The sequence below is a fragment of the Pontibacillus sp. HMF3514 genome, from assembly GCF_009858175.1.
In the GTDB taxonomy this organism is placed as follows: domain Bacteria; phylum Bacillota; class Bacilli; order Bacillales; family BH030062; genus Pontibacillus.
The window spans coordinates 1,261,246-1,283,287 of record NZ_CP047393.1; the positions used below are offsets into that span (position 1 = coordinate 1,261,246).

Here is a 22,042-nt window from a genome sequence, read left to right on the forward strand (position 1 = left end):
CATTTTTAATAGATTTTTGACAGCCATAAATTTAAAATGTCTTATTAAGTAGTAAAACCTTATTTAAAAAAACAATGAACTTGTTTTGTAAACTCACTTGTTTCTTCAATTAAAGGAAAATGAGCCGATTGATTAAACCAAACAAATTTTTTAAAAGGTGCATTTATCTCACTTAAGTATTCTTTTGCAAGATTTGACGGTGTATTAAAATCGTATTTTCCTGCAAAAAATGCTATAGGAATCTTTACCTCTGTAATCTCATCTCTTAGTTTGGTATTAAATAATTCCTCATACGTATTCATAAATGAATAACCAGTTCCTTTTTTCCACTTATCAATGTCATCTTTAGTGTATTCATTGCCTTTATTCATCCCATCAATTATGAGGGGAATTAAATCAAAGCCTCTAGTTGCTCCACCAAAAACTTGTAGCCAATTTCGTTGAATCGCTATATCATTTAATGGGTTTTGATAAGGTGGCTCTCCAATTTGAGTAAGTTCTTTAAGGGCTTCATCATTATTCTGTCTCTTTGCACTATTTAATACATAATGATAGCCTTCTTTTTCCATGTCCCACCAGTTCGTTACCTGTCCTACCCCTATAAATCTTTCAACTAATTCAGGATATTCTTTGATAACATTCATACCTAATAAACTTCCCCAAGAGTGACCGATAAGATATACTTTCTTCTTTTTGAAAGTATCCAGAAGAAATTGAATCACTACCCTTGTATCCTCGACAAATTGATTCATATTCATAGTATCTTGATCTAAGTCTGGTGAAAATGAAAGTCCCGATCCCCTTTGATCCCAATTAACAACTATATAATGCTCCTCAAGTTTCTTTATATAAGGGGATATGAATCCAATTTGAGCAGTACCAGGTCCTCCATGTAAAAATAAGATAATGGGATTATCATCATTTTCTCCGCGAATCAGGAGCCATTGATCAACATCATTGACCAATATTTTGAATGGTTCTCCTGTCCTAGAATTTGTTTTCATAAATATTCCACCCCTGTGCTTTTATTAAAAAGAATGAATTTATGATTACTTCTTCTTTCTAACTATAAAACTCCTCCCAAAATTTATTTATTTCACCATAAAGATCTAAAACTCTTTTATTAGACATTAAACCAGGCAGAGGAACATAAAAGATAGTGTGAAAAAGTTACAGGTTAATCTATAATAAATAGAAAACATGGGTAGGTGATTTTATATGAAGAGTTCAATGCAAGTTTTAGAATGCCCGAAGTGTGGAGGTACTGACCTAGGAAAAGGAAAGCATGGAGGATATGCGGTTATGACTCCGGTGGATAAAAAGTTTAGTTTGGGTTCGGATGTAGAATATATCATTTGTACGGGTTGTGGATTCATAATTGAAAGCTATGTGACGAAGCCAGAGAAGTTTAAGGGAACACGTTAAATTTCAAGTTTGCCTTTATGCTACATAAAATAGTTTAATAGACTTGTTCGAAGTAAATGGTGAATGATTTGAGCAAGTAATTATAAAAACAAGGCTTAGAGATCATGATTTTCTCTAAGCCTATTAAATAGTGATTTGTAATGCGAAATAGTGTTTGGAAACGCAGGGCGCCTTGTTAGTTATCTTTTTTCATGACAATGAGTTGCTCTGCATTTGGTGTGAACCCTTCAATATGTTCATACAATTGTAGAGTAAATTCCTTTTTCTTTTCTGGATTGTCCATGGACGTTAGTACATAGGAATCCACGTCATGGTTATCCGTGTACTCACTATAAGCAAAAGTGTTTCCTTGAGGAGCCCAGTTGATGTCTCCTTTTTTTAAAGGTTTGATGAGTTGATCGTTCTGATAAATACCTTCATCTCTCACGTAACGATAGTTCCCATCTGCAGAGAAATAGAAGTAATGGGCGAGATTCTTGCCATCTAAATAAAGTTCCTTTGTTTCGCCTGTGTTTTTGTCATAGTAATAGGACTTGTTAAACGTTTTACTTTTGGCCACAAAGCCAATATGATCGCCGTAAGAATAAAATTTGATAGGCGTCTTGCCTCCGGTTAGAGCATTTTCGGGCATTCCTGGAATCACGTCTTTATATCTATCTTGTTTTTGAGTGGATAAATCATGAACAACAAGGTCAAATTTTTCATCTTTCTTATTATCCCCAACAGCCATTAGTAGAGTGTTTTGCTCAGGCATTACCCTTGCGCCACCTACAAAACCTCCTGGATTCACACGGTATTGAATTTGCTCATCATAATGTGGAGAGTCTTCAGAAATAAAGAAACCTCTCGGATCAACGATAAGTAGCTCTTCAGTTATCGGGTTCATCTTAATTCCCTCTGGATAAAAAACAGGTTCTTTGCCTGGCTTATATAAATACGTTAGTTTTGGATAATTTGCGTCACATTCGCAATACTCTGTGTTCTGGTAAAGAACGAATGTACTGTCTGCTAGCGGTTCAGCTTTATAATAATAGGTCTGAAATGATGATAGCTTTTGCTCCTTACTTACATCTAGTGAATAGGCATATATTTGGTTTGGCTTTGTTAGTATCATTCTAAATCGATTATGTTTCTCAAGATGTTTGCCAGATTCCGTAATCGCCCCATCTATATCTATGTGCACTTCTCTAATATATCGATCTTTTATAGGTATGGACGGGACAGTTACGGAGAGGTTTTGTGAACCTTGCCATTCAAAGGTCGCTTTAACAGGTAAACCTTCTGAAATCTGTTTTTCAACACTATCCATTTTCATAGGAACATCAAAATGAATATTGAATTGATGAGATTTTTCAGAAGAAAGCACAAGATTCCTTGCTTCTCGATTGGTTCCATCTTGAAGCTTGAAGGTTGTGATCGTTTCCTTCAGTACTGGATATTGCTTTTCAGGTTCTTCTTTATTTTTATTGGATGGACTCTTTGTCGTATCCAGATCTTTCTCAGAAGTGTCGTCGTTATCACTTGGTGATTTTAACTCGTCTTCCTTCGTATCTTGTTCTTCCTCTAGCTTTGATGGAGCGGGATCCTTTGCTACTTCTTCTTTACACCCGACCAACATAAACAAAAGAATGAATAGAGAAATAGTGCATAACCTTTTCATTGTAAACCCACCTAGTTTCTTCTTTTACTAGTATATTAACAAAATTTGGTTACTTGGTATATAGTGTAAAAAAAGTGGTGCCTGACTCCTGCCGCTTAAAAGCATTAGCGGAGTAGGGGTCAGGCACTTGGTCCTTTAGCTTTTATAACTTACATTAATTTTATAAAAACCTTCCAATTCGGATACGAGCTTGTCTAGAATGTCATCACTGTATTCCTTTGTCCAATACTTATCCTTCTTTTCAATGACTTCACTTCTTAAATCCTCATACTTGTCCTTTTCCTTCTTAAATTTCTTGTGCTTTTGCCTCCAGTACGCATAGAGAAGAGCAAGAGCGATGTAACCGGCCATGTTCACAGTATTGCTGAAATGGTAGAATATCAGACTTAAAACATCTCCCGTGTAAGAGGACTGAACGCCGAACTGAAATAACCAAGCCATGAAGGCAACCGCCACGATAACAAAGATTGTCAAAATTCCTTGGTGAAGTGCCTCAGCATTTTTCTTTTTAATACTTCGCTCAACCAGCTGATCTAACATGATTCGATCATTCTCTTTAAAAACTTCTGCATTCCATATGGGGACACTCAATGTAAGCCCTCCTATGTACAACCCTTTTTTATTATATATACGAGATTGGCAGAAAAATATAACTAGTGCCTTAACTAGTGCCTTAACTAGTGCCTGACCCCCACTGCTTTAAAGTATTACCGGAGTGGGGGTCAGGCACCTGCATGTAGATGACAGGAAGCATAAATGATAAATTAAAGAGAAACAAACAAGAATGGGAGATCATTGATCATGAAAAGAACGATATTACTCAGTATCCTATTGGTCACTTTCAGCATACTTGTCGCCTGTACTCCACAGATTCAAGAAGCCAAAGGAACTTTTGAAAAGGAAGGGATCCAAGTAGACGCTGAAGCTACATATAATAAAACGAGCGGAAAGTATGATGTAGAGGCGAAGGTTACAAATAATACTAATCAACAATTAGAGCTCATCTATGATTGTGGTCGGATTATAAGGTATGAGGGGCAACCACAAAAGACTGAGTGTATTGATGTTTATTCAGAAAGTCATGATCCAGGAGATGTTACGACGATAGAGAGATCTATACCTAAAAACGATTTCCTAAGTGAGGAAGATCCATTTCATATAAAAATCGTATATGCCCTTGAAGCAGAAAATAAGAAAATAGAAATTGAAATTCCATTAAAAGCAGAGGAATAATAAAAAAGTGCCTGACCCCCACTGCATTAAAGTATTAGCAGAGTGGGGGTCAGGCACTTTTATAATTGTGTACCTGTCATAGCAACAAGGAAGCCAATAACAATCGCAATCGCACCTAAGATAAGTGATGCTTTTCCGTAGTTTCGAACCGTTTGATTTTGACTACCAAACGCTAAAATAAACAGCGTAATGATGTTCACAAGAGGGATGGCTAGTAGCACTAAATATAACATCCATCTCCACATGGATACGACGTTGTCTTGTTGTAGCAATGAAAATCACCTTTCTATGTATGCTATCTATTATGCTAGCATTTCTTTCTAGAAATCTTCAATAAAGTGGGAGTGGTAGTTTTTAGTAACCTATTCTAAAATAAAGGTATCCATATAAGAGTAGGGGGTGTATGACGTGAAACAAAACTTACTTAATTTAAAATGCTCATTAGATCAGGCCCAAATCGAGGACAGACTTTCGTATAAGCCAAATATTCTAGAGCTACAGTTATTCGAAGCGGATATAGATGATCCTGAGTATATAAAAAATGTGATTCACGACCTCCATGAAAAAGGTGTGAAAGTCATTCTTCATCATCCTATGAAAGTGAATGGGAAGTTTCTTGATATTTTAAGTGAGGACAAGGAAGTTCTTGAATATTATGAGCGGTCTTGTAGGGTGTTGGATGAAATCTGTTATTCAGAGGATATATATTGTGTCGTTCATCCTCATTATGATGACTGTGATAGTGGAAGGATTGATCCTTCAAACAAAAAACTTATGTTGGACAAATCAAATGAATTAAAAAAGGCCCTTCAAAAGCTTAGAGAGAATACAAATGATCGATTTTATTTCGAGAATGCACCTGTCGGGATCTTTTCAAGCATGAATCCTTTTTGGATATCGCACATTATCCAACCATTGAATTTACCCGTCTGCTATGATGTCAGTCATTCTTTTATGTCATTAAGAGGGGACAATCATAAATTAGAGCAGGATTTGAAAGCAGCTTTTCCTTTTACAAAGCATTATCATGTAGTGGATAGTGAAGGGACCGAGGTCCATGATGCACTCCCCTTAGGAAATGGCGGAATTGTATGGGGTAACTTAAAGCCGTTTATTATGCAAAAGAATTTTATTTTTGAAATTGATTTACCGGATTACAAGGATTGTACACTTATGATCGACAGTGCCGCTTATTTTGAATCGGTATAAGTTGGCATACAAAAACAGGCAACCCCTTACGTCAGGATCGCCTGTTAAGAAAGAGACAACAATCGATAAGTCCTTTGCATTTCTAAAATTTTGGGCTTGATGATGTTCCATATCGCACTTTTGTACAATTTGTACACCTTCGTATCCTTATAAGCACGAATGGTAGCCTTGATTAACTTCTTAGCCTTCTTCTTGGTTTGTTCATAGTTTCGGAGGTTTTTCTGCTGTATATCTTCTTCAAGTTGTTTAAGAATCGAAAAAGCTGTACGAATGATAAAAAGATCATCTTTTCCTACAAATGTTTCAATGTTCATGACGACCATCCTTTCTATAAGATTTATCTCACTAGTTTATGCAAGAGAGGGTCATAAAGAGACTAAATCGTAAAAGAATGTGTATAATTATTATATACTGAATATTCAGAAAATATAAGTGAGAATTTTATGAAATGTGTGGGAGGGGGCATCTTGTGATACACTAAAACCCGTACATAAATGTTTAGAAAAGGGAGTTTGAATTCATGGAAAAAACATTGATTTTCGGACATAAAAATCCAGACACAGATACGATTTGCTCTGCGTTAGCTTATGCGGATTTAAAAACAAAAATTGGGGAGTCGGTAGAGCCTGTACGATTAGGTGAAGTGAACGGCGAAACACAATATGCTTTAGATACTTTTGAAGCAGAAGCACCTCGCCTAGTTCAAAGCGTGGCAAACGAAACAAGCACGGTTATTCTTGTCGACCACAATGAGCGTCAACAAAGTGCTGATGATATTGATCAAGTACGTATTAAAGAGGTTATTGATCATCACCGTATTGCAAACTTTGAAACGGCTGATCCCCTATACTACCGTGCTGAACCAGTAGGCTGTACGGCAACGATTCTGAACAAAATGTATCGAGAAAATGGTGTAAGAATTGAAAAGAATATCGCAGGGTTATTGCTATCTGCTATCATTTCAGACTCTCTATTATTTAAATCACCTACGTGCACACAAGAAGATATTGTTGCTGCACGTGAGTTAGCTGATATCGCTGGTGTAGACGTTAATGATTACGGTTTGGACATGCTTAAAGCAGGTGCCGACTTAAGCGGGAAAACAAGTGAGGAACTGATCTCTCTTGATGCTAAAGAGTTCAACATGGGCGGTAAAAAAGTAGAGGTAGCTCAGGTGAATGCTGTTGATACAGACGAAGTGCTTGCTCGCAAAGAAGAGCTAGGAAAAGCGATGAATGCAACGATCGAGGAAAAAGACTTAGACTTATTCTTACTTGTGATCACAGACATCTTAAACAGTAATTCCATCGCTGTTGCACTTGGTAATTCTGGACAAGCTGTTGGAGAAGCATTTGGTGTTAAGTTAGAAGATCATACGGCTCTTTTAGAAGGTGTGGTTTCTCGTAAAAAGCAGATTGTGCCGAAATTGACTGAGGCGTTGGAGAAGTAATAAATATCTAAAAAGCATGTGGTTTTAGAAATAAATCTAAGACCACATGCTTTTTTATAAGTCCAGGAATTTATAAAATTAGTGGCTTGTGTATAACTCTTTAATGAGCGTGGGGCCTAGTCCAGCTCCAGCGCCCAGCAACTAGTATGCTTGGGCCCACATGACGTGGGTCAGATCGACGTTGTCACAGGACGTGACGGGTTTAGTCGATCATTCTTTCTCCGTAAGATAAGTCAACATCGAATCGCTTTGCTCTTCGTGTTTCCTTTACACGTTTGTTACATAAAATTTTAACAATGAAGGAACTCGACGTAGTTAAAATTTCTAGGTGAAAGTACCACGGCAACTATGCTTCTGTCTGCGCCTATTGGCTTGCCAATCAGCAAGTTTAGTTAATCTTACTGCGGCTCAGTCCAGCATATACGTTGCTACCCGGGCGCTTACGCTTTTGTTCTTACTCCCCGATGAGTTGATCCATCCATTCTTCCCCGATAGTAGGCTCGAAGTTATCATATACAGCCTGAAACTTTTCTCTCCATGCAGCTTTTTCAGCCTCTGATAATGTATGTATTTTAATATCAGATGAGTTCTTAAGTAATCGTAAGGCTTGCTGATTTGTTTCCATTGCGTGTTGTTGATTCCAAGCAGTTGTTTCTTCCATCGCGTCTTTAATCGCGGTTTGAATATGATTAGGTAGATTGCTCCAAAACTCCTGGTCCACCATGACAACATAGCTTAAAAATCCATGATTACTGATTGTCATGTAATCTTGGACCTTATAAAACTTTTTTGAGTATATATTTGAGATGGTATTCTCCTGTCCATCAATCAAGCCTTGCTCAATGTTTCGGTACGTTAAGTTAAAAGAAATCCTACTAGTTTCAGCATTAAGAGCTTCAAACTGTTGTTCAATTACATCGCTGGGCATAATTCTAAAACGATGATTGGAAAAATCATTAGGATTTATTAATGCACGTTTACTACTTGTCATCTGTTTAAAGCCGTTGCTCCAATAAGATAGGCCTACTAAATTTTCACGTTCCATTGATTCTAGTAACTCGGTTCCGATTTCTCCATTAAATACTTCATAAATCGCATCATAAGTTGGAAAGGCATATGGTAGATCGAAAAGTTCTAGTTTAGGGAAAAATGTAGACATCTTTGAAGTTGCAGGTGCAATCATTTGAATGGACCCTTGTCTTAAAGCCTCTATAGCTTCTTTTTCAGAATATAAGCTACCGTTCGGATACACCTCTACCCTTACTTTATTATTGGTTTTCTCTTGAACGAGATCTGCAAATTTCTCTGCAGCTTGTCCTTTAGGTGTGTTTTTAGCTACGATATGGCTAAATTTAATAACAATTTGTTCATTCAAACCTGCTTGTTCATCATCAGATGGATACTTATTCTCTTGTTTTAGATAAAGGTATGTAGACGCAATGGCCAGTAATAGAATCATAAAAAAGACCAAGTGTTTCTTTTTCATAAGCCACCTCATAATGTTGTTTTAAAAATTGTAACATATCTGAAATTTCATGCTACAATACCCATATTACCTATGAAAGGATATGCCGTATGACGATTAAGCAGCTTCCTATTCAGGTTAAAATTACAATCCTTTCTTTTGGGGTTGTTTTATTTACGCTATTAATTTCAAGCATTTTTCTGATAGGAAATGTGGAAAACTTGAAAAAAGAAGAGCTAAGAAAAAGGTCTATGATTACTGCTCGAACAGTTGCTCAGCTTCCAGAAATTAAGCAAAATATCACATTAGATGATGGATGGGAAAACATTAATCCAGTCGTAGATAGAATTAGAATTATTAATGATGCAGACTACATCGTTGTAATGAATAATCAAAGGAAACGATTTTCCCATCCTAATCATTCCATGATCGGAACATATTCTAGTGGGGTGGATGAAAACGAAGCTTTTGCACGTCATTCCTATACGACTTTAGCAAAAGGAGAAGAAGGCCTGGCTGTAAGGGCTCTTGTTCCCATTCTAAATAATAAATCGGAACAAGTTGGTGTTGTGATTGTAGGAAATCTCTTACCCGGTTTCTCTGCACTCCTTCTTGATATGAAAAAAGAGATCCTGATTATGCTTTTCCTTACATTATTATTTGGAATTAGTGGATCTGGACTTCTTGCTCGACACATAAAAAATCAAATGTATCATCTAGAACCATATGAATTAAAGCGCATTTTAGAAGAGCGAACAGCTACCTTCAATGCTATGCATGAAGGAGTCATTGCGATAGATACAGAAAAAAGGATTACTGTATTTAACCATAAAGCAAAAGAAATGTTGGGAGTTTCTGGAGATGTGATTGGGAAGCCTATTCAATCCATTCTATATGATACTAGGCTTCCAGAAATATTAGAATTAGAGAAACCTATTTTTAATCAAGAATTAACAGTAAATGATACGAACTTAATGAGTAATCGAGTTCCAATTCTATTTGATCATAATGTGCTTGGAGCGGTTGCTATATTTCAGGATCGAACGGAAGTAACTAAAATAGCTGAAGAACTAACAGGTGTAAAAGCTTTTGTTGAGGCCCTTCGAGTACAAAACCATGAACACATGAATAAACTACATACCATTGCTGGACTGATCCAATTGGGTAACAAGGATAAAGCTTTAAATTATGTGTTCAATATCACGGAAGAATATGAAGATCTATCAAGCTTTCTTAGTGAGAACATCGGTAACGATAGCTTAGCAGGTCTTTTGTTAAGCAAAGTAAGTAGAGGGAAAGAGCTTGGAATTCATGTTCATATCGATCGGAAAAGTCATTTAAATAAGTTTCCACCTGATTTAGATAAACATGATTTTGTATTGTTATTTGGGAATTTATTTGAGAATGCTTTTACTGCACTTCAGCAATCTGAGAGTCATGAAAAATATGTAGAAGTAAGTTTAGAACAAGATGATGAATTATGTTCTATCTTAATCGAAGATAGCGGAATCGGGATAAGCGAAGAGGATCAAAAGCAGATCTTTAAAGAGGGCTTTACCACGAAGAGTGAAGAGGGTCATGGAATTGGACTATCACTTGTAAAGAACATTGTAGATAAAGGGGAAGGAACCATAAATATTTATTCCAAGCCCAATCAAGGAACGAGCTTTGTGATTACATTCCCAATGGATCGAAGGGGGAGCGCGTAACATGATTCGAGTTTTATTAATTGAAGATGACCCTATGGTACAGGAAGTGAACAAACAGTTTATAGAAAAGGTAGAAGGATTTAAAGTAGTTGAAAAGGCGGGGAATGGGAAGGAAGGGATCGAGAAAATTGAAAGATATAAGCCTGATTTGGTAATTCTTGATGTTTATATGCCAAATCAAAATGGCTTAGAAGTTCTATATCACATTCGAAAAGAACAATTTCCTGTAGATGTAATAACGGTCACTGCAGCTAATGATCAAGAGACGATCCGAAAAATGCTTCAAAATGGTGCTGTAGATTACATCATAAAACCATTTAAATTTGAGCGAATTCAACAAGCGTTGGAAAACTATAAAAGATATACAAGCAAATTATCTGAAAAGACCGCTGTTTCACAAGATTATATTGACGAAATTCTTCATAAAAAAGTGGAAGAGTCTTCTGAAGATGCGGATATTCCCAAAGGGCTTAACCAATTAACTTTAGATCAAATCTCTAAATATTTAGATCAACAAAGAGAAGCCAAATCAGCTGAAGATGTTGCTGAAGGTGTAGGGCTTGCTCGTGTAACAGCAAGAAGGTATCTAGAATATATGAAAAAAATTGGCCATATTAAGCTGGATATGCAATATGGTGGGGTAGGAAGACCTGTGAATCGTTATATAAAAAAGTGATCCTTTTTGTCTTTTTGGTCTTAACGGTTACAAATCATCCACCATTTTATAAAAAATGAATAATGATTGTAACTTTTTAAAAACTCCTAGTTCTTAGGAGTTTTTTCTTTTTTTCAGGAAGAGAACAAAAAGACCAAAAAGGACAATATGATTACAATATTCAACACCCTTGATGTAAGCGTTATCATAATGTTTAAGTTTAAATATTACTTATTTTCTGACAAATGAAAGGGGTACTTACTTATGCAAAAAAAGCTTAGCTTAATTCTATCCACTATTCTTTTAATAGGGGTTTTAGCAGGATGTGGTGCACGTTCTTCAGAAACGTCAGGTGATGGATCTTCATCAGGTGGAGAAGGAGATAATAAGAATGAAGAAAAGATTACGATTAAGTTTTCACACGTAGTTGCAGAAAACACACCTAAAGGAAAAGCGGCAAATATGTTTGAAGATCTTGCTGAAAAGTACACAGATGGAAAAGTAGATGTACAAGTGTTCCCAAATTCTCAACTTTATAATGACGATGAAGTGTTATCTGCAGTTCAGCAAAACAATGTTCAAATGGCAGCTCCAGCAACATCAAAGGTGTCCAAGTTATTCCCGGAATGGCAGATTTTCGATTTCCCATTTGCATTTGAAGACACACAAGCTGTACAAGAAGCGATGGAAAGTGAAAAAATCGGTGGAAAACTTTTTAAGATGCTAAAAGATCAGAACTTACTAGGCTTATCCATGTGGGATAACGGTTTTAAACAAATGACTCTTGATGAACACGCTTTAATTAAGCCTGAAGATTTCAAAGGTCAGAAGTTCCGTGTTATGTCTAGTAAAGTACTAGAAGCACAATTCGAAGCGGTAGATGCTAATCCTACTCCAATGCCGTTTAGTGAAGTATATAGTGCATTAGAGCAAGGGGTTATTGATGGACAAGAAAATACACTTTCTAATATTTACTCTAAGAAATTCCATGAAGTCCAAGACTATATGACGATTAGTAACCATGGTTACCTTGGATATGCAGTTATTACAAATGATGAATTCTGGACAGGTTTACCTGATGACGTTCGCTCTAGCTTGGAAAAAGCACTAGATGAAACAACAAAATGGGTTCGTGAAAATGGTGAACGTCTAAATAACGAAAACCTTGAAAAGATCAAAGAGGACGGTACATTGAAAGAAATTCATAAGCTAACAGATGAAGAGAAACAAGCTTGGATTAAAGCTATGGATCCAGTGTACAAGCAATTTGAAGACGAAGTAGGCAAGGACTTAATTGAGGCAGTAAAAGCCCTTCGTAAGAAGTAAAACTGGAGAGGGCTTCAAGCCCTCTCTTTTATTTTAAAAACACTTCAAGATATTGCTATAGGACAAGGAAGTGATAACTGGTGAAAGTATTAAACTCCATCATTAACAAATTTGAAGAGATTGTTGTGATCATCAGCTTGGCAGTTGCAACGATTTTAACATTTATTGAAGTTATCTTACGTAAATTTTTTGGATCAAGCCTTGGATTTACACATGAGTTGGTAGTGTACCTTCTTATAACAGCTGGTTTAATTGGTGCATCCATTGGTGTTCGTGAAAAAGTACACCTTGGGGTAGACATTGTCATTCAACAATTTCCATTAGGGCTACAAAAAACGATTGTCATCGTTACTCAAATGGCTAGTGTTTTATTTTGTTTAATCATTGCTATATTAGGTGTGCAACAAGTACAAAACATTGCTAAATTTGGACAAGTAACCCCAGAAATGGAAATTCCTTTTTTTATACCACTTCTTATCGTCCCAATTTCATTTGGGCTTATGACGCTACGGTTTACTCAACAGCTTATTCAATCTATAAGAACGCCAGCTAAAGGGTTGCTTCAAGAGGAGGATGATGCCGTTCATGAATAACGCCCTACAAACAAATGAAACAGAAGTTCATCAAAATCTTTCAAAACGTTCTTTGCCGAAAATGGTGTCATCGAGCCTTGTTCTTTTAGTCTCCTTAACTGGGATACTTTATTCCATGCAAACGAACAATATGGGATTAGCCTTATTTTCACTGCTATTTTTACTTATGTTATTAGGCGTGCCCATTGCCATATCTCTAGGGCTAGCTTCGTTTCTAACGATCTACTATTTTACAACAGATCCTTTACCAGATTTAGCGGGGAAGGTATTTTCAGGCTTAAACCATTTCACGCTTATGGCCATACCGTTTTTCGTTTTAGCAGGTAATATTTTTACTAGAGGTGGCGTAGCCAATCGGTTAATTAAACTAACGAATTCTTGGGTGGGGCATATACCTGGTGGCTTATCTGTTGCAGGAATTGTTTCTTGTACGTTATTTGCTGCTATTTCAGGTTCTTCTCCTGCTACGGTTGTAGCGATTGGAGGGATTATGATTCCTGCGATGGTGAACCACGGATATAGTAAAAGCTATGCTGTAGGTTCCATTTCAACAGCCGGCTCATTGGGGATTCTAATTCCACCAAGTATCCCGATGATTGTATATGCTGTCACTGTAGAACAGTCAGTGGGAAAAATGTTCTTGGCTGGAGTCATACCTGGAATATTACTGATGCTGCTTTTGTCAGCAGTTAGTTTTTTTATTGCGAACCGCAAAAATTATGCTAGAGCTGAAAAAGCTACTTATAAAGAAAGAATGATAGCTCTTAAAAATGCTTTTTGGAGCTTAATGTTGCCGATTGTTGTCATTGGTGGGATTTATTCAGGAGTGTTTACACCAACAGAGTCCGCAGCAGTAGCCGTTATACTTGGATTAGTAGTAGGATTGTGGATTCATAAGGATCTCATGGTCAAAGAGCTACCTGGTATATTAGTAGACTCTGCCAAAACAACGGCGATGTTATTCTTTATTATCACCATGGCCATGACCTTTGCTCATATCTTAACACTTGAACGCATTCCACATACTATTGCTGATGTAATCACGGGATGGAATGTAGGACCTATTATGTTCTTACTTATTGTTAATATTCTATTATTTATCGCAGGTCAATTTATGGAACCGACAGCGATTATTACGATTTTAGCTCCTATTTTATTCCCGGTTGCGGTAGCCCTCGGAATAGATCCAATTCATTTTGGGGTTGTGATGGTTGTGAATATGGAAGTTGGTATGATCACACCGCCAGTAGGGCTGAATTTGTATGTTGCAAGTGGAATTACCAAAATGCCTCTTGTAGATGTTACAAAGTCTGCAATACCATGGCTGATTGCTGTTGTTATTGGTCTTATTCTAGTGACCTATGTGCCAGCTATTAGTTTATGGTTGCCTAATTTACTTTACAGGTAATATGTAGTTTGAATAAAAACCCTGCTGATACAGGGTTTTTATGTAATTTTATTGGTTTAGGAGAGGGGGGATCTAATTGATTGAAGCACGAACTAGAACATTTTGGACTACAACTATAGCATTGAGCATCGGTTCCTTAGTGATCTTTGCTAATGTATATTTTACTCAGCCCATACTACCAGTTTTTACAGAGGAATTTGGGATTACCCCTCTCGAATCTAGCATGTCGGTATCCCTTGTCATTTTGGCATTAGGGATATCTTTATTCTTTTATGGTCCTTTGTCCGATAGTTATGGCCGAAGAGGAATTATGATCATTACGATGCTTTTAGGGTCTCTTCTAACTTTTGCGCTTGTGATCGTCCCATCTTTTAAATTGTTGCTTCTCATAAGAATTTTTCAAGGAATCCTTTTAGCTGGTTTGCCTTCACTTGCTTTAGCCTATATAGGAGAAGAGTATTCCTCTAATTCCATTGCCTTAGCGATAGGTCTCTTGATAAGTGGGAACACAATAGGAGGTATGTTCGGCAGGATTTTCAGCGGGACAATAACGGATATTTATGGCTGGCGTACGGCTTTTCTATTAATGGGATGTATCAATCTAATCCTAGCTATTGTGTTTATTCTATTGCTTAGGAAGTCACGGAACTTCCAACCGAAACCTTTCAATTGGAAGGAAGCTATGCAAAATTATAAAGGGCATATACAAAATAAAGAGCTTCGTTTCGCTTATATTATAGGTGGATTACACTTTTTTCTTTTTGTTGGTCACTTTAATTACGTGACGTTTCTACTTAGTAAACCACCTTACAATCTACCATCCACTTGGTTAGGGCTGCTCTTTCTTACATATCTTGCTGGGACATTGAGTTCCTCTATTGCAGGGAAAGTGTCGCTTAGGATACACAAAACCTATTGCATTGCTATCGGAATAGGGATTATGTTTATAGGTTTCGCTGTAACGCTTATACCAAGTGTATTTGCCATCATTTTAGGGCTTTTATTAAATTGCTTTGGCTTTTTCTTTGCTCATTCTACTGCAAGCTCATGGGTGAGTAAGAGAGCTTTTTATTCAAAAGCCAGTGCATCTGGACTTTATTTAATTTCTTATTATATTGGTGGAAGTCTAGGTCCTTTTTATTTAGATCCTTTCTGGAATTGGATGGGATGGGGAGGAATTGTCCTCGGTTGTTATATCGTATTAGGGACTACGCTGTATTGTACAAGAGCCTTGTATAAAATTGAACGAAATATTGGAGGCGAAAGTGTTGAAAAACGTGAGCTTAGCTATCATTCCAGGTGATGGTGTCGGAAGAGAAGTAATGCCTGGAGCGGTGGATGTATTAAATACAATAGCAGACATCCATGGTGGCCTATCCTTTCAGAACACATGGTATCCGTATAGTTGTGATTATTACCTTAAACATGGTCGAATGATGGCGGAGGACGGGCTAGACCAATTAAGGCAGCATGATCACATTTTTCTTGGTGCTGTTGGAAATCCGAAGCTTGTTCCGGATCACATATCACTCTGGGGATTATTAATTGAGATACGAAGAGAGTTTCAACAAGTGATTAATGTGCGACCAGCAAAAACATTAACGGGTATTGAATCTCCTTTACGTCAAAATGAGGGCTTTGATTTTGTCGTTGTGCGTGAAAATAGTGAAGGAGAATATAGTGAAGTTGGAGGTAGAATCCACCAAGGAGATGATGAAATAGCTATTCAAAACGCTATCTTCACGAGAAAAACGACAGAGCGTGTAATGAAATATGCCTTTTCGTTGGCTGAGAATCGAAAGAGACATGTCTTGAGCGCTACAAAATCAAATGGAATTGTGCACTCCATGCCTTTTTGGGATGAAGTGTTCAAAGATGTTGGGGAAGGTTATCCTTCTATAGATCAGGCTTCCAGTCATATTGATGCATTAGCAGCTTCGCTAGTTTCAAAGCCACATGAACTGGATGTTGTTGTCGCGAGTAATTTATTTGGAGATATACTGACGGATATCGGAGCTGCCATTATGGGAAGTATCGGAGTAGCACCAGCTGCTAATCTAAATGTAAATGGAAAGCATCCATCTATGTTTGAACCTGTGCACGGATCAGCACCAGATATTGAAGGGAAAGGGATCGCTAATCCAATTGGACAAATATGGACAGGGAAGATGTTACTGGACCATATAGGTGAACATGAATTAGGTACTCTTCTGCTAAATACGATTGAAGGGGTACTAGCTGACGGTTTTAAAACTCAGGATATAGGTGGAACTACTTCTACAGAAGAAGTGACCTCAGAAATTATTCGGCGCTTAAAAAAATAAGGTAGCAGATAAAGCGCATGAAGAGTTTCACATGCGCTTTTGAGTATATGATTTTAATTCAACAACATATCCACAACCTTCAACGAAATCAAAGCATCCTTACCTGTAATTAAAGGTTCTGTATCCTTAATAATCGATTCGACAAAAGCATTAACAACACCAGAGTTTGGGTGGTGGGGCAATTCAGGCTTCTGAACCTCGCCATCATTGGTCTCAATGACTAAAGGAATATCTTTTTCCGGATAGAGTTTGATGATTCCCTTTTCACAGTAGATCGTTGTGCTGTTGTCTTGTTTCCCATAATAAGTCCACGAAAATGAAGCAGTACCGATACGACCTTTCTTCGTTTTTAATGCACAAACGAGGTTATCGCACACTTCGATCGGTTTCCCGTTTTCATCAACCTTGTCTAAAGCTCCTTTGAAGGAATGTCCATCCGTGATTTCATCATCTAATAAGTAATGGAGGAGATCAATTTTATGGATACCAAGGTCTCCAACGACACCTGATACAGAACGATCTTTTTTAAAAAACCACGTACTATTCGTTTTATTATGTCCCCAGTGTTCAGGTCCTTTATGGCCAAAAGTGGTTTTAAATTTAAGGACTTCACCTAACCCTTCATTATGTATAATCTCTTTCGCTTTCTGGTGAGGGGCATCAAAGCGTTGGTTATGAGCAACCATTAGCTTTTTACCTGAGATGCGTTGTGTTTCAACCATCTTTTCGGCTTCTTCCAAACTAGTCGCTAGAGGTTTTTCGCACAAAACATGTTTACCTTTTTGCATTGCTTTTGTGGTGTTAATCGGATGATTTTCATTAGAAGAGCAATCACTAATTGCTGAAATAGATGGATCATTGAGTAGATCTTCAATGGTTTCTGCCACACGGCCATTGAATGTTTCGGCTAGGGCGTGGGCGCGTTCAGGGTTTCGGTCATAAAACACAATCTCTTTTACATGTTGGTTTTCTTGATATTCAGGTGCATGACGGTTTTTGGTTATGGAACCACAGCCGATAATTCCGACATTTATTTGCTTCATATATATACCACCTTTATTCATCGCGTTCCCTATATTTTATCAGAGAAGAACGTATGTATGGATACAACTTGAAATGTTACCAAAAGGCGGACAAATTTTCGTTCTCAAGTCTGAAGAATTTTTAATAAAAATTCTGTAACTTTAATGTAGGTTGTTCGTATAGATAATAACCTTACTAAGAAGATAAGAGGGAGCAGCCTGTTTCAATTATGACCTCCCCAGGTATAAATTGATCGACGTGCTCCCTCTTGCTTTTTATAGAAATACCTCCAGATGTCTATTTAAGTTGCTCTAGCAACTATTTTGTGTTGAGAAGTTGTTGTAGCAACTGTAACGCATAAAGAATGGTTGTTATAGAAACAATCGGATGAAAATGTCCTTATTGTTCTTGGACATTCTGGTCAATTTTCGAGAATAATCTTTCTAGTTCTTGGATTTCCTCATTTGAAATCCCCTTCGTGACTACATCATTAAATTCCTCAGCTACAGGCATCACTTTTTCTCCAAGTTCTTTGCCGTATTCGGTAAGGTATAACATTAATGAGCTACGTCTCCTTCGGGTGTGCTCGCCTAATGAATCCCTTTTTTTCTAAGCTAGAAGCCATACGAGCAAAATTGGTTTTGTCTTTGTAAAGCTTCTCAGCAAGCTGGTTTTGCATTAGACCGTCTTTTTCCCAAAGTAGCATCATGACCAAATTTTGCTCAGGTGCGAGGTTGAAATCCTCTAATTTAGATTTGATATATTTGGTTAAATTTAAATCAGTTTAATGAATTTTGATGCCAATGTAGTCTTGAAATCCTAAATTCACAAAAGGTGCCTCCTAATTAGTTGCTACACAAACTATTACACTTCAGTTAATTAGTCCGAACAAACTTGTTAATTCACATATAGAAAAATGTTAAAGGTTTGATTTGGAGGGGATGATATGTTCTAATTTAAACAAAATATGCTAAAAATAATTCCATTAAAGTTACTGTATTAACGATTTATCCTTGCTATATGGTTGATATGACGACTGTTTGATTCAAAGAATTTATTTGAGAAGGGAGATACTCAATATGTCAGAGAATGATAAAGATCCGTTAAAACGAAGTGTAAAAGATTCCTGGTATGTTCAATACAATGAAATGAACTTTCCGGCTATTCAAAAAGGATGGGTATTGCCCGTTGACCGTTGGGAGGATTTTGATCCATTTATTTTGATGGCGGAGGATTGGTTTAAAAAAGGTACATTCCCAGACCATCCGCATAGAGGGTTCCAGACGGTTACGTATGTAATTGATGGAAGGCTCGAGCATATTGATAACGGTGGAGGTCGCGACATTCTCGAGCCTGGGGATGTTCAATATATGAACGCAGGATGGGCTGCTCGTCACGCAGAAGATGGGGTAGAAGATGATATTGCGCATACGCTACAGTTATGGCTAAACCTCCCACAGGATAAGAAAGAGACAAAAACCATATATCAAAATATTTATTCAGAAGATGCACCTGTTGTGGATTTTGATGGGGGTTCTGTAAAGGTTTACTCTGGTGATGTTGCGGGCGTTAAAGGACCTATGGATTCCATTGTTCCGATCACCCTATCTGAGGTGAATTTATCTGAGGGAACTGAGTACACTTTAGATTTACCTGAGGATCACAATGCTTTCTTATATGTTCTTTCTGGCGAGGTAGAAGTTGGAGAGAAACAAAACAAACTAGCAAAACATGGCGTAGCTACGTTAACGTATCGAGATAATGGAAATCCTGATGCTTCAAGCGAGCTTACATTAAAGGCAAATCGTAGGCGTACGAGAGTTCTCGTCTATTCAGGAAAGCCCATTAAAGAAAACATTGTTCCCTATGGACCTTTTGTGATGAATTCAATGGATGAAATTAAAAAAGCCTTTCAAGATTTTCAGGAAGGAAGGTTTGGACCTCCTGCGATTTAAGACATTATAGTATAAAAGAAGGATCACGACGTAAACGTGATCCTTCTTTTATACGTTAGTAAAGGTCTATGACTGACTTGATTCCCAAACATTCATACTTTGCATCGTTTCTTTTGCTTGAGCCAATGTGGATTCTGCAACGTCTTGCCATTTAATAATTTGTTCCACAAACGGTCTCCATGTATCGTTTGCGTTTTCCTTCATCATTTGTAAGCCTTCACGTACACCTTTGTCTTGCTTCTGAGCATTTTTTATACAAGATATTGCAGTCGTAATGATATAAGGATCAGATTCCCCGGCGGTTAATCGATAAGCAGACCCTGATGCCGTTACTCTGTGATAAGACGCTGGTACAAGGTGATCGTGCATTTTCGTGTTCCCCTTTAGATCCTTCGTTTCAGGGTTATAAAGCATTTGCGTACTCATGGAACAGACCATACCTTCTGCATATAAACTTTGTTGGAGTAATGTAAAAACATTTGCCCAACCGTTTTGTCTATAGTAAGGATAGGGATACATATAATACATGTAGACAATCTCCTCCTTAGGTGATTTTTTTACATGTATATGTATCATTCATGTTTGTCATGTGGATTTTGGAGTGACGAAATGTAATAAGAATTTTAAGTAGTTACCGAATAGCAAAAATGATAAAAGCCTATAGGGATTAATTAGAATTTCTTGTCATCATATTCATTAAAATGAATTTTTTCATGAATCGACTCCTATTGCCTGACTATTAAAACGCTTATATAATAAAAAATAATTACGAATACGGGAGGTGGAAAAATGAAATCAGAATCACTAATTCTACAGAAATTAGATCAATTAAATGAACGTATTGAAGAAACTAATGAACGAATGGAAAAAGGTTTGCAAGAAACTAATGGACGAATGGAAAATGGTTTTCAAGAAATCAATAAACGAATAGAAACAGGCTTTCAGGAAATGGATACACGTATTGGGAAGTTAGAGCACAATATCATAAATGGACTTGCTCCATATTTTGAGAATATCGAAAAGCATGTAGATGAGAAGGCAGATGAGATCAAAGAGTCCGTAGAATCACATGACCGAATTTTAGACACTCTATCCTCAAGAACGATACGTCATGAATCTGAAATTAGGAAGTTTAAAAAAGATTGATTTTTCTTTATTTGAATGACTATCATATACCTCATAATTCTACTAAATAATCTCTCTTCTAATTCTTCAAAAAAGGGACCAGCTTTGTACTGGCCCCTTTTTGTAAATATAGACTATACACGGTCTTTTTCATAAATTCGATCCAACGCTATCTTTAAATTCGGATAGATTTCTGTAGGGAAAGATTGATCTCGAGAAAAGCCCCACTCTTTTGCAACTACAGGTCGGATACCTGTAATGGTTACTCTGGTGCCAATTAATGAGACCGCTTTAATTAATTTATTAACCTTTTCTAAAAACTCCTGGTTTACGGTTGAGATTGCAGAAAAGTCAATAAGCAAATCATTTACATTCATCTTTGAAACCCGATCAATACTCTTATCTAATACATAGTGGAAATCTACTTCATCTATAATCGGTTGAAGCGGAAGAAGAGCAATTCCTTCATTCAATGGAATAACGTTCACGGCCATATCTTCAAGTCTGTTTATCAATTTTAATTGTTTTTCATATAGGGCTGTCACATCTGTGAACTCCACCATAGCCCCATACACTTCATCATTTTCTTTTAGAATTCTCGTTTGAATAGATAGATATAAATTGTAATCTCCCCAGTGATAAGGCATTACATCTACATGATACTCTTCATGTGTTTCAATGGTTCGCTCCACATGACGAACTTCATTTGGTGCTGAAGGAAACAGATCATAAACGTTTCCTCCCATGACATCGTCTTTATTTACTTTTAGTAACTCAGCCCCCATATTGTTTAATGCGATGATTTGATAGTCTAAATCGATCGCCATTACGCCAAAAGAAAGTTGATCTAACACTTGTTCACTATAATGACCCAAGGTTCTCCCACCCTTATGTAAAATCTTAAATCTATAAAATATTCAGTATGATTACCTTCTTTAATAGTATACAAGAAAAAATAGGAGAACCCTTTATTTGAATGTGCTAAAAGTTTTAAAATATAATATTTAAAGGAGAGACAAATTGGATAAATAGATTAAAAAAAGAAAAAATATCGTGACATCTGTTTGTACCTTGTGCTATAATAAAAGTTAATTATTGATGTTCGTGTACGAATGAAAGAGAAAGTAATGAAAGTTGCTTCGTCTTGAATGAATATGTTGAGCAAAAATAGTAATCTAATTGTGGATTAATTCCACGCAGGAGGTAACATTATGTTACAAGGTACAGTAAAATGGTTTAACGCAGAAAAAGGTTTTGGATTCATCGAAGTAGAAGGTCAAGACGATGTATTCGTTCACTTCTCTGCTATTCAAGACGAAGGCTTCAAAACTTTAGAAGAAAACCAAACAGTTTCTTTTGAAATCGTTGAAGGTAACCGTGGCCCACAGGCTGCTAACGTTCAAAAGTAATTGATCCTTTAAGAAAAAGACTTCCATTCGTGGGAGTCTTTTTTTTATGTACAATAGAACAAGGATTTCACAG

The 22,042-nt window shown here is 36.9% G+C and carries 25 protein-coding genes; 14 read left to right on the forward strand and 11 right to left on the reverse strand.

The window, feature by feature from the left end:
• Nucleotides 1-59: 59 nt before the first annotated feature.
• Nucleotides 60-1,004, reverse strand: a complete 945-nt coding sequence (locus GS400_RS06565) for an alpha/beta fold hydrolase (protein WP_160100160.1) — start codon at nucleotides 1,002-1,004, stop codon at nucleotides 60-62.
• 214 nt (nucleotides 1,005-1,218) lie between these two features.
• Here GS400_RS06565 and GS400_RS06570 point away from each other — a divergent pair, with 214 nt between their 5' ends.
• Complete coding sequence (locus tag GS400_RS06570; protein ID WP_160100162.1) at nucleotides 1,219-1,425, forward strand: transcription initiation factor TFIIIB; 207 nt, start codon at nucleotides 1,219-1,221, stop codon at nucleotides 1,423-1,425.
• Nucleotides 1,426-1,600: 175 nt separating this feature from the next.
• Here the strand turns inward: GS400_RS06570 and GS400_RS06575 are convergent, their stop codons facing one another.
• Nucleotides 1,601-3,085: a hypothetical protein gene (locus GS400_RS06575; protein ID WP_160100164.1), complete on the reverse strand. Its 1,485-nt coding sequence runs from the start codon at nucleotides 3,083-3,085 to the stop codon at nucleotides 1,601-1,603.
• 135 nt (nucleotides 3,086-3,220) lie between these two features.
• Complete coding sequence (locus GS400_RS06580) at nucleotides 3,221-3,676, reverse strand: DUF2663 family protein (RefSeq protein WP_160100166.1); 456 nt, start codon at nucleotides 3,674-3,676, stop codon at nucleotides 3,221-3,223.
• A gap of 210 nt (nucleotides 3,677-3,886) precedes the next feature.
• Between GS400_RS06580 and GS400_RS06585 the strand changes: the two genes are divergently transcribed.
• Nucleotides 3,887-4,318, forward strand: a complete 432-nt coding sequence (locus tag GS400_RS06585) for a hypothetical protein (protein WP_160100168.1) — start codon at nucleotides 3,887-3,889, stop codon at nucleotides 4,316-4,318.
• 59 nt (nucleotides 4,319-4,377) lie between these two features.
• Here GS400_RS06585 and GS400_RS06590 read toward each other — a convergent pair whose 3' ends face one another.
• Nucleotides 4,378-4,590 carry a hypothetical protein gene (locus GS400_RS06590; protein ID WP_160100170.1) on the reverse strand — a complete coding sequence of 71 codons (213 nt, stop codon included), beginning with the start codon at nucleotides 4,588-4,590 and terminating at the stop codon, nucleotides 4,378-4,380.
• A 136-nt stretch (nucleotides 4,591-4,726) separates the two neighbouring features.
• On the opposite strand from GS400_RS06590, the gene GS400_RS06595 reads away from it, so the two are divergent.
• A complete protein-coding gene (locus GS400_RS06595; RefSeq protein WP_160100172.1) occupies nucleotides 4,727-5,527 on the forward strand; it encodes a TIM barrel protein in 801 nt (266 codons plus the stop codon).
• A gap of 44 nt (nucleotides 5,528-5,571) precedes the next feature.
• Here the strand turns inward: GS400_RS06595 and GS400_RS06600 are convergent, their stop codons facing one another.
• On the reverse strand, nucleotides 5,572-5,841 hold the full coding sequence (locus GS400_RS06600) for a hypothetical protein (protein WP_160100174.1): 270 nt from the start codon (nucleotides 5,839-5,841) through the stop codon (nucleotides 5,572-5,574).
• 206 nt (nucleotides 5,842-6,047) lie between these two features.
• Between GS400_RS06600 and GS400_RS06605 the strand changes: the two genes are divergently transcribed.
• Entirely contained in the window at nucleotides 6,048-6,977 is a 930-nt protein-coding gene (locus tag GS400_RS06605) for a manganese-dependent inorganic pyrophosphatase (protein WP_160100176.1), read from the forward strand.
• Nucleotides 6,978-7,431: 454 nt separating this feature from the next.
• On the opposite strand, the gene GS400_RS06610 is transcribed toward GS400_RS06605, so the two are convergent.
• Nucleotides 7,432-8,463 carry a TRAP transporter substrate-binding protein gene (locus GS400_RS06610; RefSeq protein ID WP_160100178.1) on the reverse strand — a complete coding sequence of 344 codons (1,032 nt, stop codon included), beginning with the start codon at nucleotides 8,461-8,463 and terminating at the stop codon, nucleotides 7,432-7,434.
• An 89-nt stretch (nucleotides 8,464-8,552) separates the two neighbouring features.
• Here GS400_RS06610 and GS400_RS06615 point away from each other — a divergent pair, with 89 nt between their 5' ends.
• From GS400_RS06615 to GS400_RS06645, 7 genes are all read left to right on the forward strand, one after another.
• Nucleotides 8,553-10,151 carry an ATP-binding protein gene (locus GS400_RS06615; protein WP_160100180.1) on the forward strand — a complete coding sequence of 533 codons (1,599 nt, stop codon included), beginning with the start codon at nucleotides 8,553-8,555 and terminating at the stop codon, nucleotides 10,149-10,151.
• A gap of 1 nt (nucleotide 10,152) precedes the next feature.
• Nucleotides 10,153-10,827 (forward strand): response regulator, encoded by a 675-nt coding sequence (locus GS400_RS06620; protein WP_160100182.1) that lies wholly within the window; start codon nucleotides 10,153-10,155, stop codon nucleotides 10,825-10,827.
• 243 nt (nucleotides 10,828-11,070) lie between these two features.
• Entirely contained in the window at nucleotides 11,071-12,132 is a 1,062-nt protein-coding gene (locus GS400_RS06625) for a TRAP transporter substrate-binding protein (protein ID WP_160100184.1), read from the forward strand.
• Between the two features lie 80 nt (nucleotides 12,133-12,212).
• Nucleotides 12,213-12,725: a TRAP transporter small permease gene (locus tag GS400_RS06630; RefSeq protein WP_160100186.1), complete on the forward strand. Its 513-nt coding sequence runs from the start codon at nucleotides 12,213-12,215 to the stop codon at nucleotides 12,723-12,725.
• The gene (locus GS400_RS06635) at nucleotides 12,718-14,133 is read left to right on the forward strand and encodes a TRAP transporter large permease (RefSeq protein ID WP_236561174.1); all 1,416 of its coding nucleotides are present in this window, start codon (nucleotides 12,718-12,720) and stop codon (nucleotides 14,131-14,133) included. Before GS400_RS06630 ends, GS400_RS06635 begins: the two co-directional genes overlap by 8 nt.
• Before the next feature lie 76 nt (nucleotides 14,134-14,209).
• Nucleotides 14,210-15,436: an MFS transporter gene (locus GS400_RS06640; RefSeq protein ID WP_160100188.1), complete on the forward strand. Its 1,227-nt coding sequence runs from the start codon at nucleotides 14,210-14,212 to the stop codon at nucleotides 15,434-15,436.
• Nucleotides 15,402-16,457: a tartrate dehydrogenase gene (locus tag GS400_RS06645; protein WP_160100190.1), complete on the forward strand. Its 1,056-nt coding sequence runs from the start codon at nucleotides 15,402-15,404 to the stop codon at nucleotides 16,455-16,457. Before GS400_RS06640 ends, GS400_RS06645 begins: the two co-directional genes overlap by 35 nt.
• Nucleotides 16,458-16,510: 53 nt before the next feature.
• Here the strand turns inward: GS400_RS06645 and GS400_RS06650 are convergent, their stop codons facing one another.
• The 3 genes from GS400_RS06650 to GS400_RS20460 all read right to left on the reverse strand — a co-directional run bounded on the left by GS400_RS06650 (nucleotide 16,511) and on the right by GS400_RS20460 (nucleotide 18,189).
• The gene (locus GS400_RS06650; RefSeq protein WP_160100192.1) at nucleotides 16,511-17,500 is read right to left on the reverse strand and encodes a Gfo/Idh/MocA family protein; all 990 of its coding nucleotides are present in this window, start codon (nucleotides 17,498-17,500) and stop codon (nucleotides 16,511-16,513) included.
• Between the two features lie 379 nt (nucleotides 17,501-17,879).
• On the reverse strand, nucleotides 17,880-18,038 hold the full coding sequence (locus tag GS400_RS20455) for a hypothetical protein (protein WP_370519761.1): 159 nt from the start codon (nucleotides 18,036-18,038) through the stop codon (nucleotides 17,880-17,882).
• Nucleotides 18,039-18,045: 7 nt separating this feature from the next.
• Nucleotides 18,046-18,189: a MarR family transcriptional regulator gene (locus tag GS400_RS20460; protein WP_370519762.1), complete on the reverse strand. Its 144-nt coding sequence runs from the start codon at nucleotides 18,187-18,189 to the stop codon at nucleotides 18,046-18,048.
• Nucleotides 18,190-18,559: 370 nt separating this feature from the next.
• Between GS400_RS20460 and GS400_RS06660 the strand changes: the two genes are divergently transcribed.
• The gene (locus GS400_RS06660; protein ID WP_160100194.1) at nucleotides 18,560-19,435 is read left to right on the forward strand and encodes a pirin family protein; all 876 of its coding nucleotides are present in this window, start codon (nucleotides 18,560-18,562) and stop codon (nucleotides 19,433-19,435) included.
• A gap of 66 nt (nucleotides 19,436-19,501) precedes the next feature.
• Here GS400_RS06660 and GS400_RS06665 read toward each other — a convergent pair whose 3' ends face one another.
• Nucleotides 19,502-19,963, reverse strand: coding sequence for a hypothetical protein (locus GS400_RS06665; RefSeq protein WP_236561175.1), 462 nt, complete (start codon nucleotides 19,961-19,963; stop codon nucleotides 19,502-19,504).
• 261 nt (nucleotides 19,964-20,224) lie between these two features.
• Here GS400_RS06665 and GS400_RS06670 point away from each other — a divergent pair, with 261 nt between their 5' ends.
• Nucleotides 20,225-20,581 carry a hypothetical protein gene (locus tag GS400_RS06670; protein ID WP_160100196.1) on the forward strand — a complete coding sequence of 119 codons (357 nt, stop codon included), beginning with the start codon at nucleotides 20,225-20,227 and terminating at the stop codon, nucleotides 20,579-20,581.
• Between the two features lie 113 nt (nucleotides 20,582-20,694).
• Here GS400_RS06670 and GS400_RS06675 read toward each other — a convergent pair whose 3' ends face one another.
• Nucleotides 20,695-21,435, reverse strand: coding sequence for a PAS domain-containing protein (locus GS400_RS06675; protein WP_160100198.1), 741 nt, complete (start codon nucleotides 21,433-21,435; stop codon nucleotides 20,695-20,697).
• A 336-nt stretch (nucleotides 21,436-21,771) separates the two neighbouring features.
• On the opposite strand from GS400_RS06675, the gene GS400_RS06680 reads away from it, so the two are divergent.
• A complete protein-coding gene (locus GS400_RS06680) occupies nucleotides 21,772-21,969 on the forward strand; it encodes a cold-shock protein (protein WP_027446191.1) in 198 nt (65 codons plus the stop codon).
• Nucleotides 21,970-22,042: the final 73 nt, after the last annotated feature.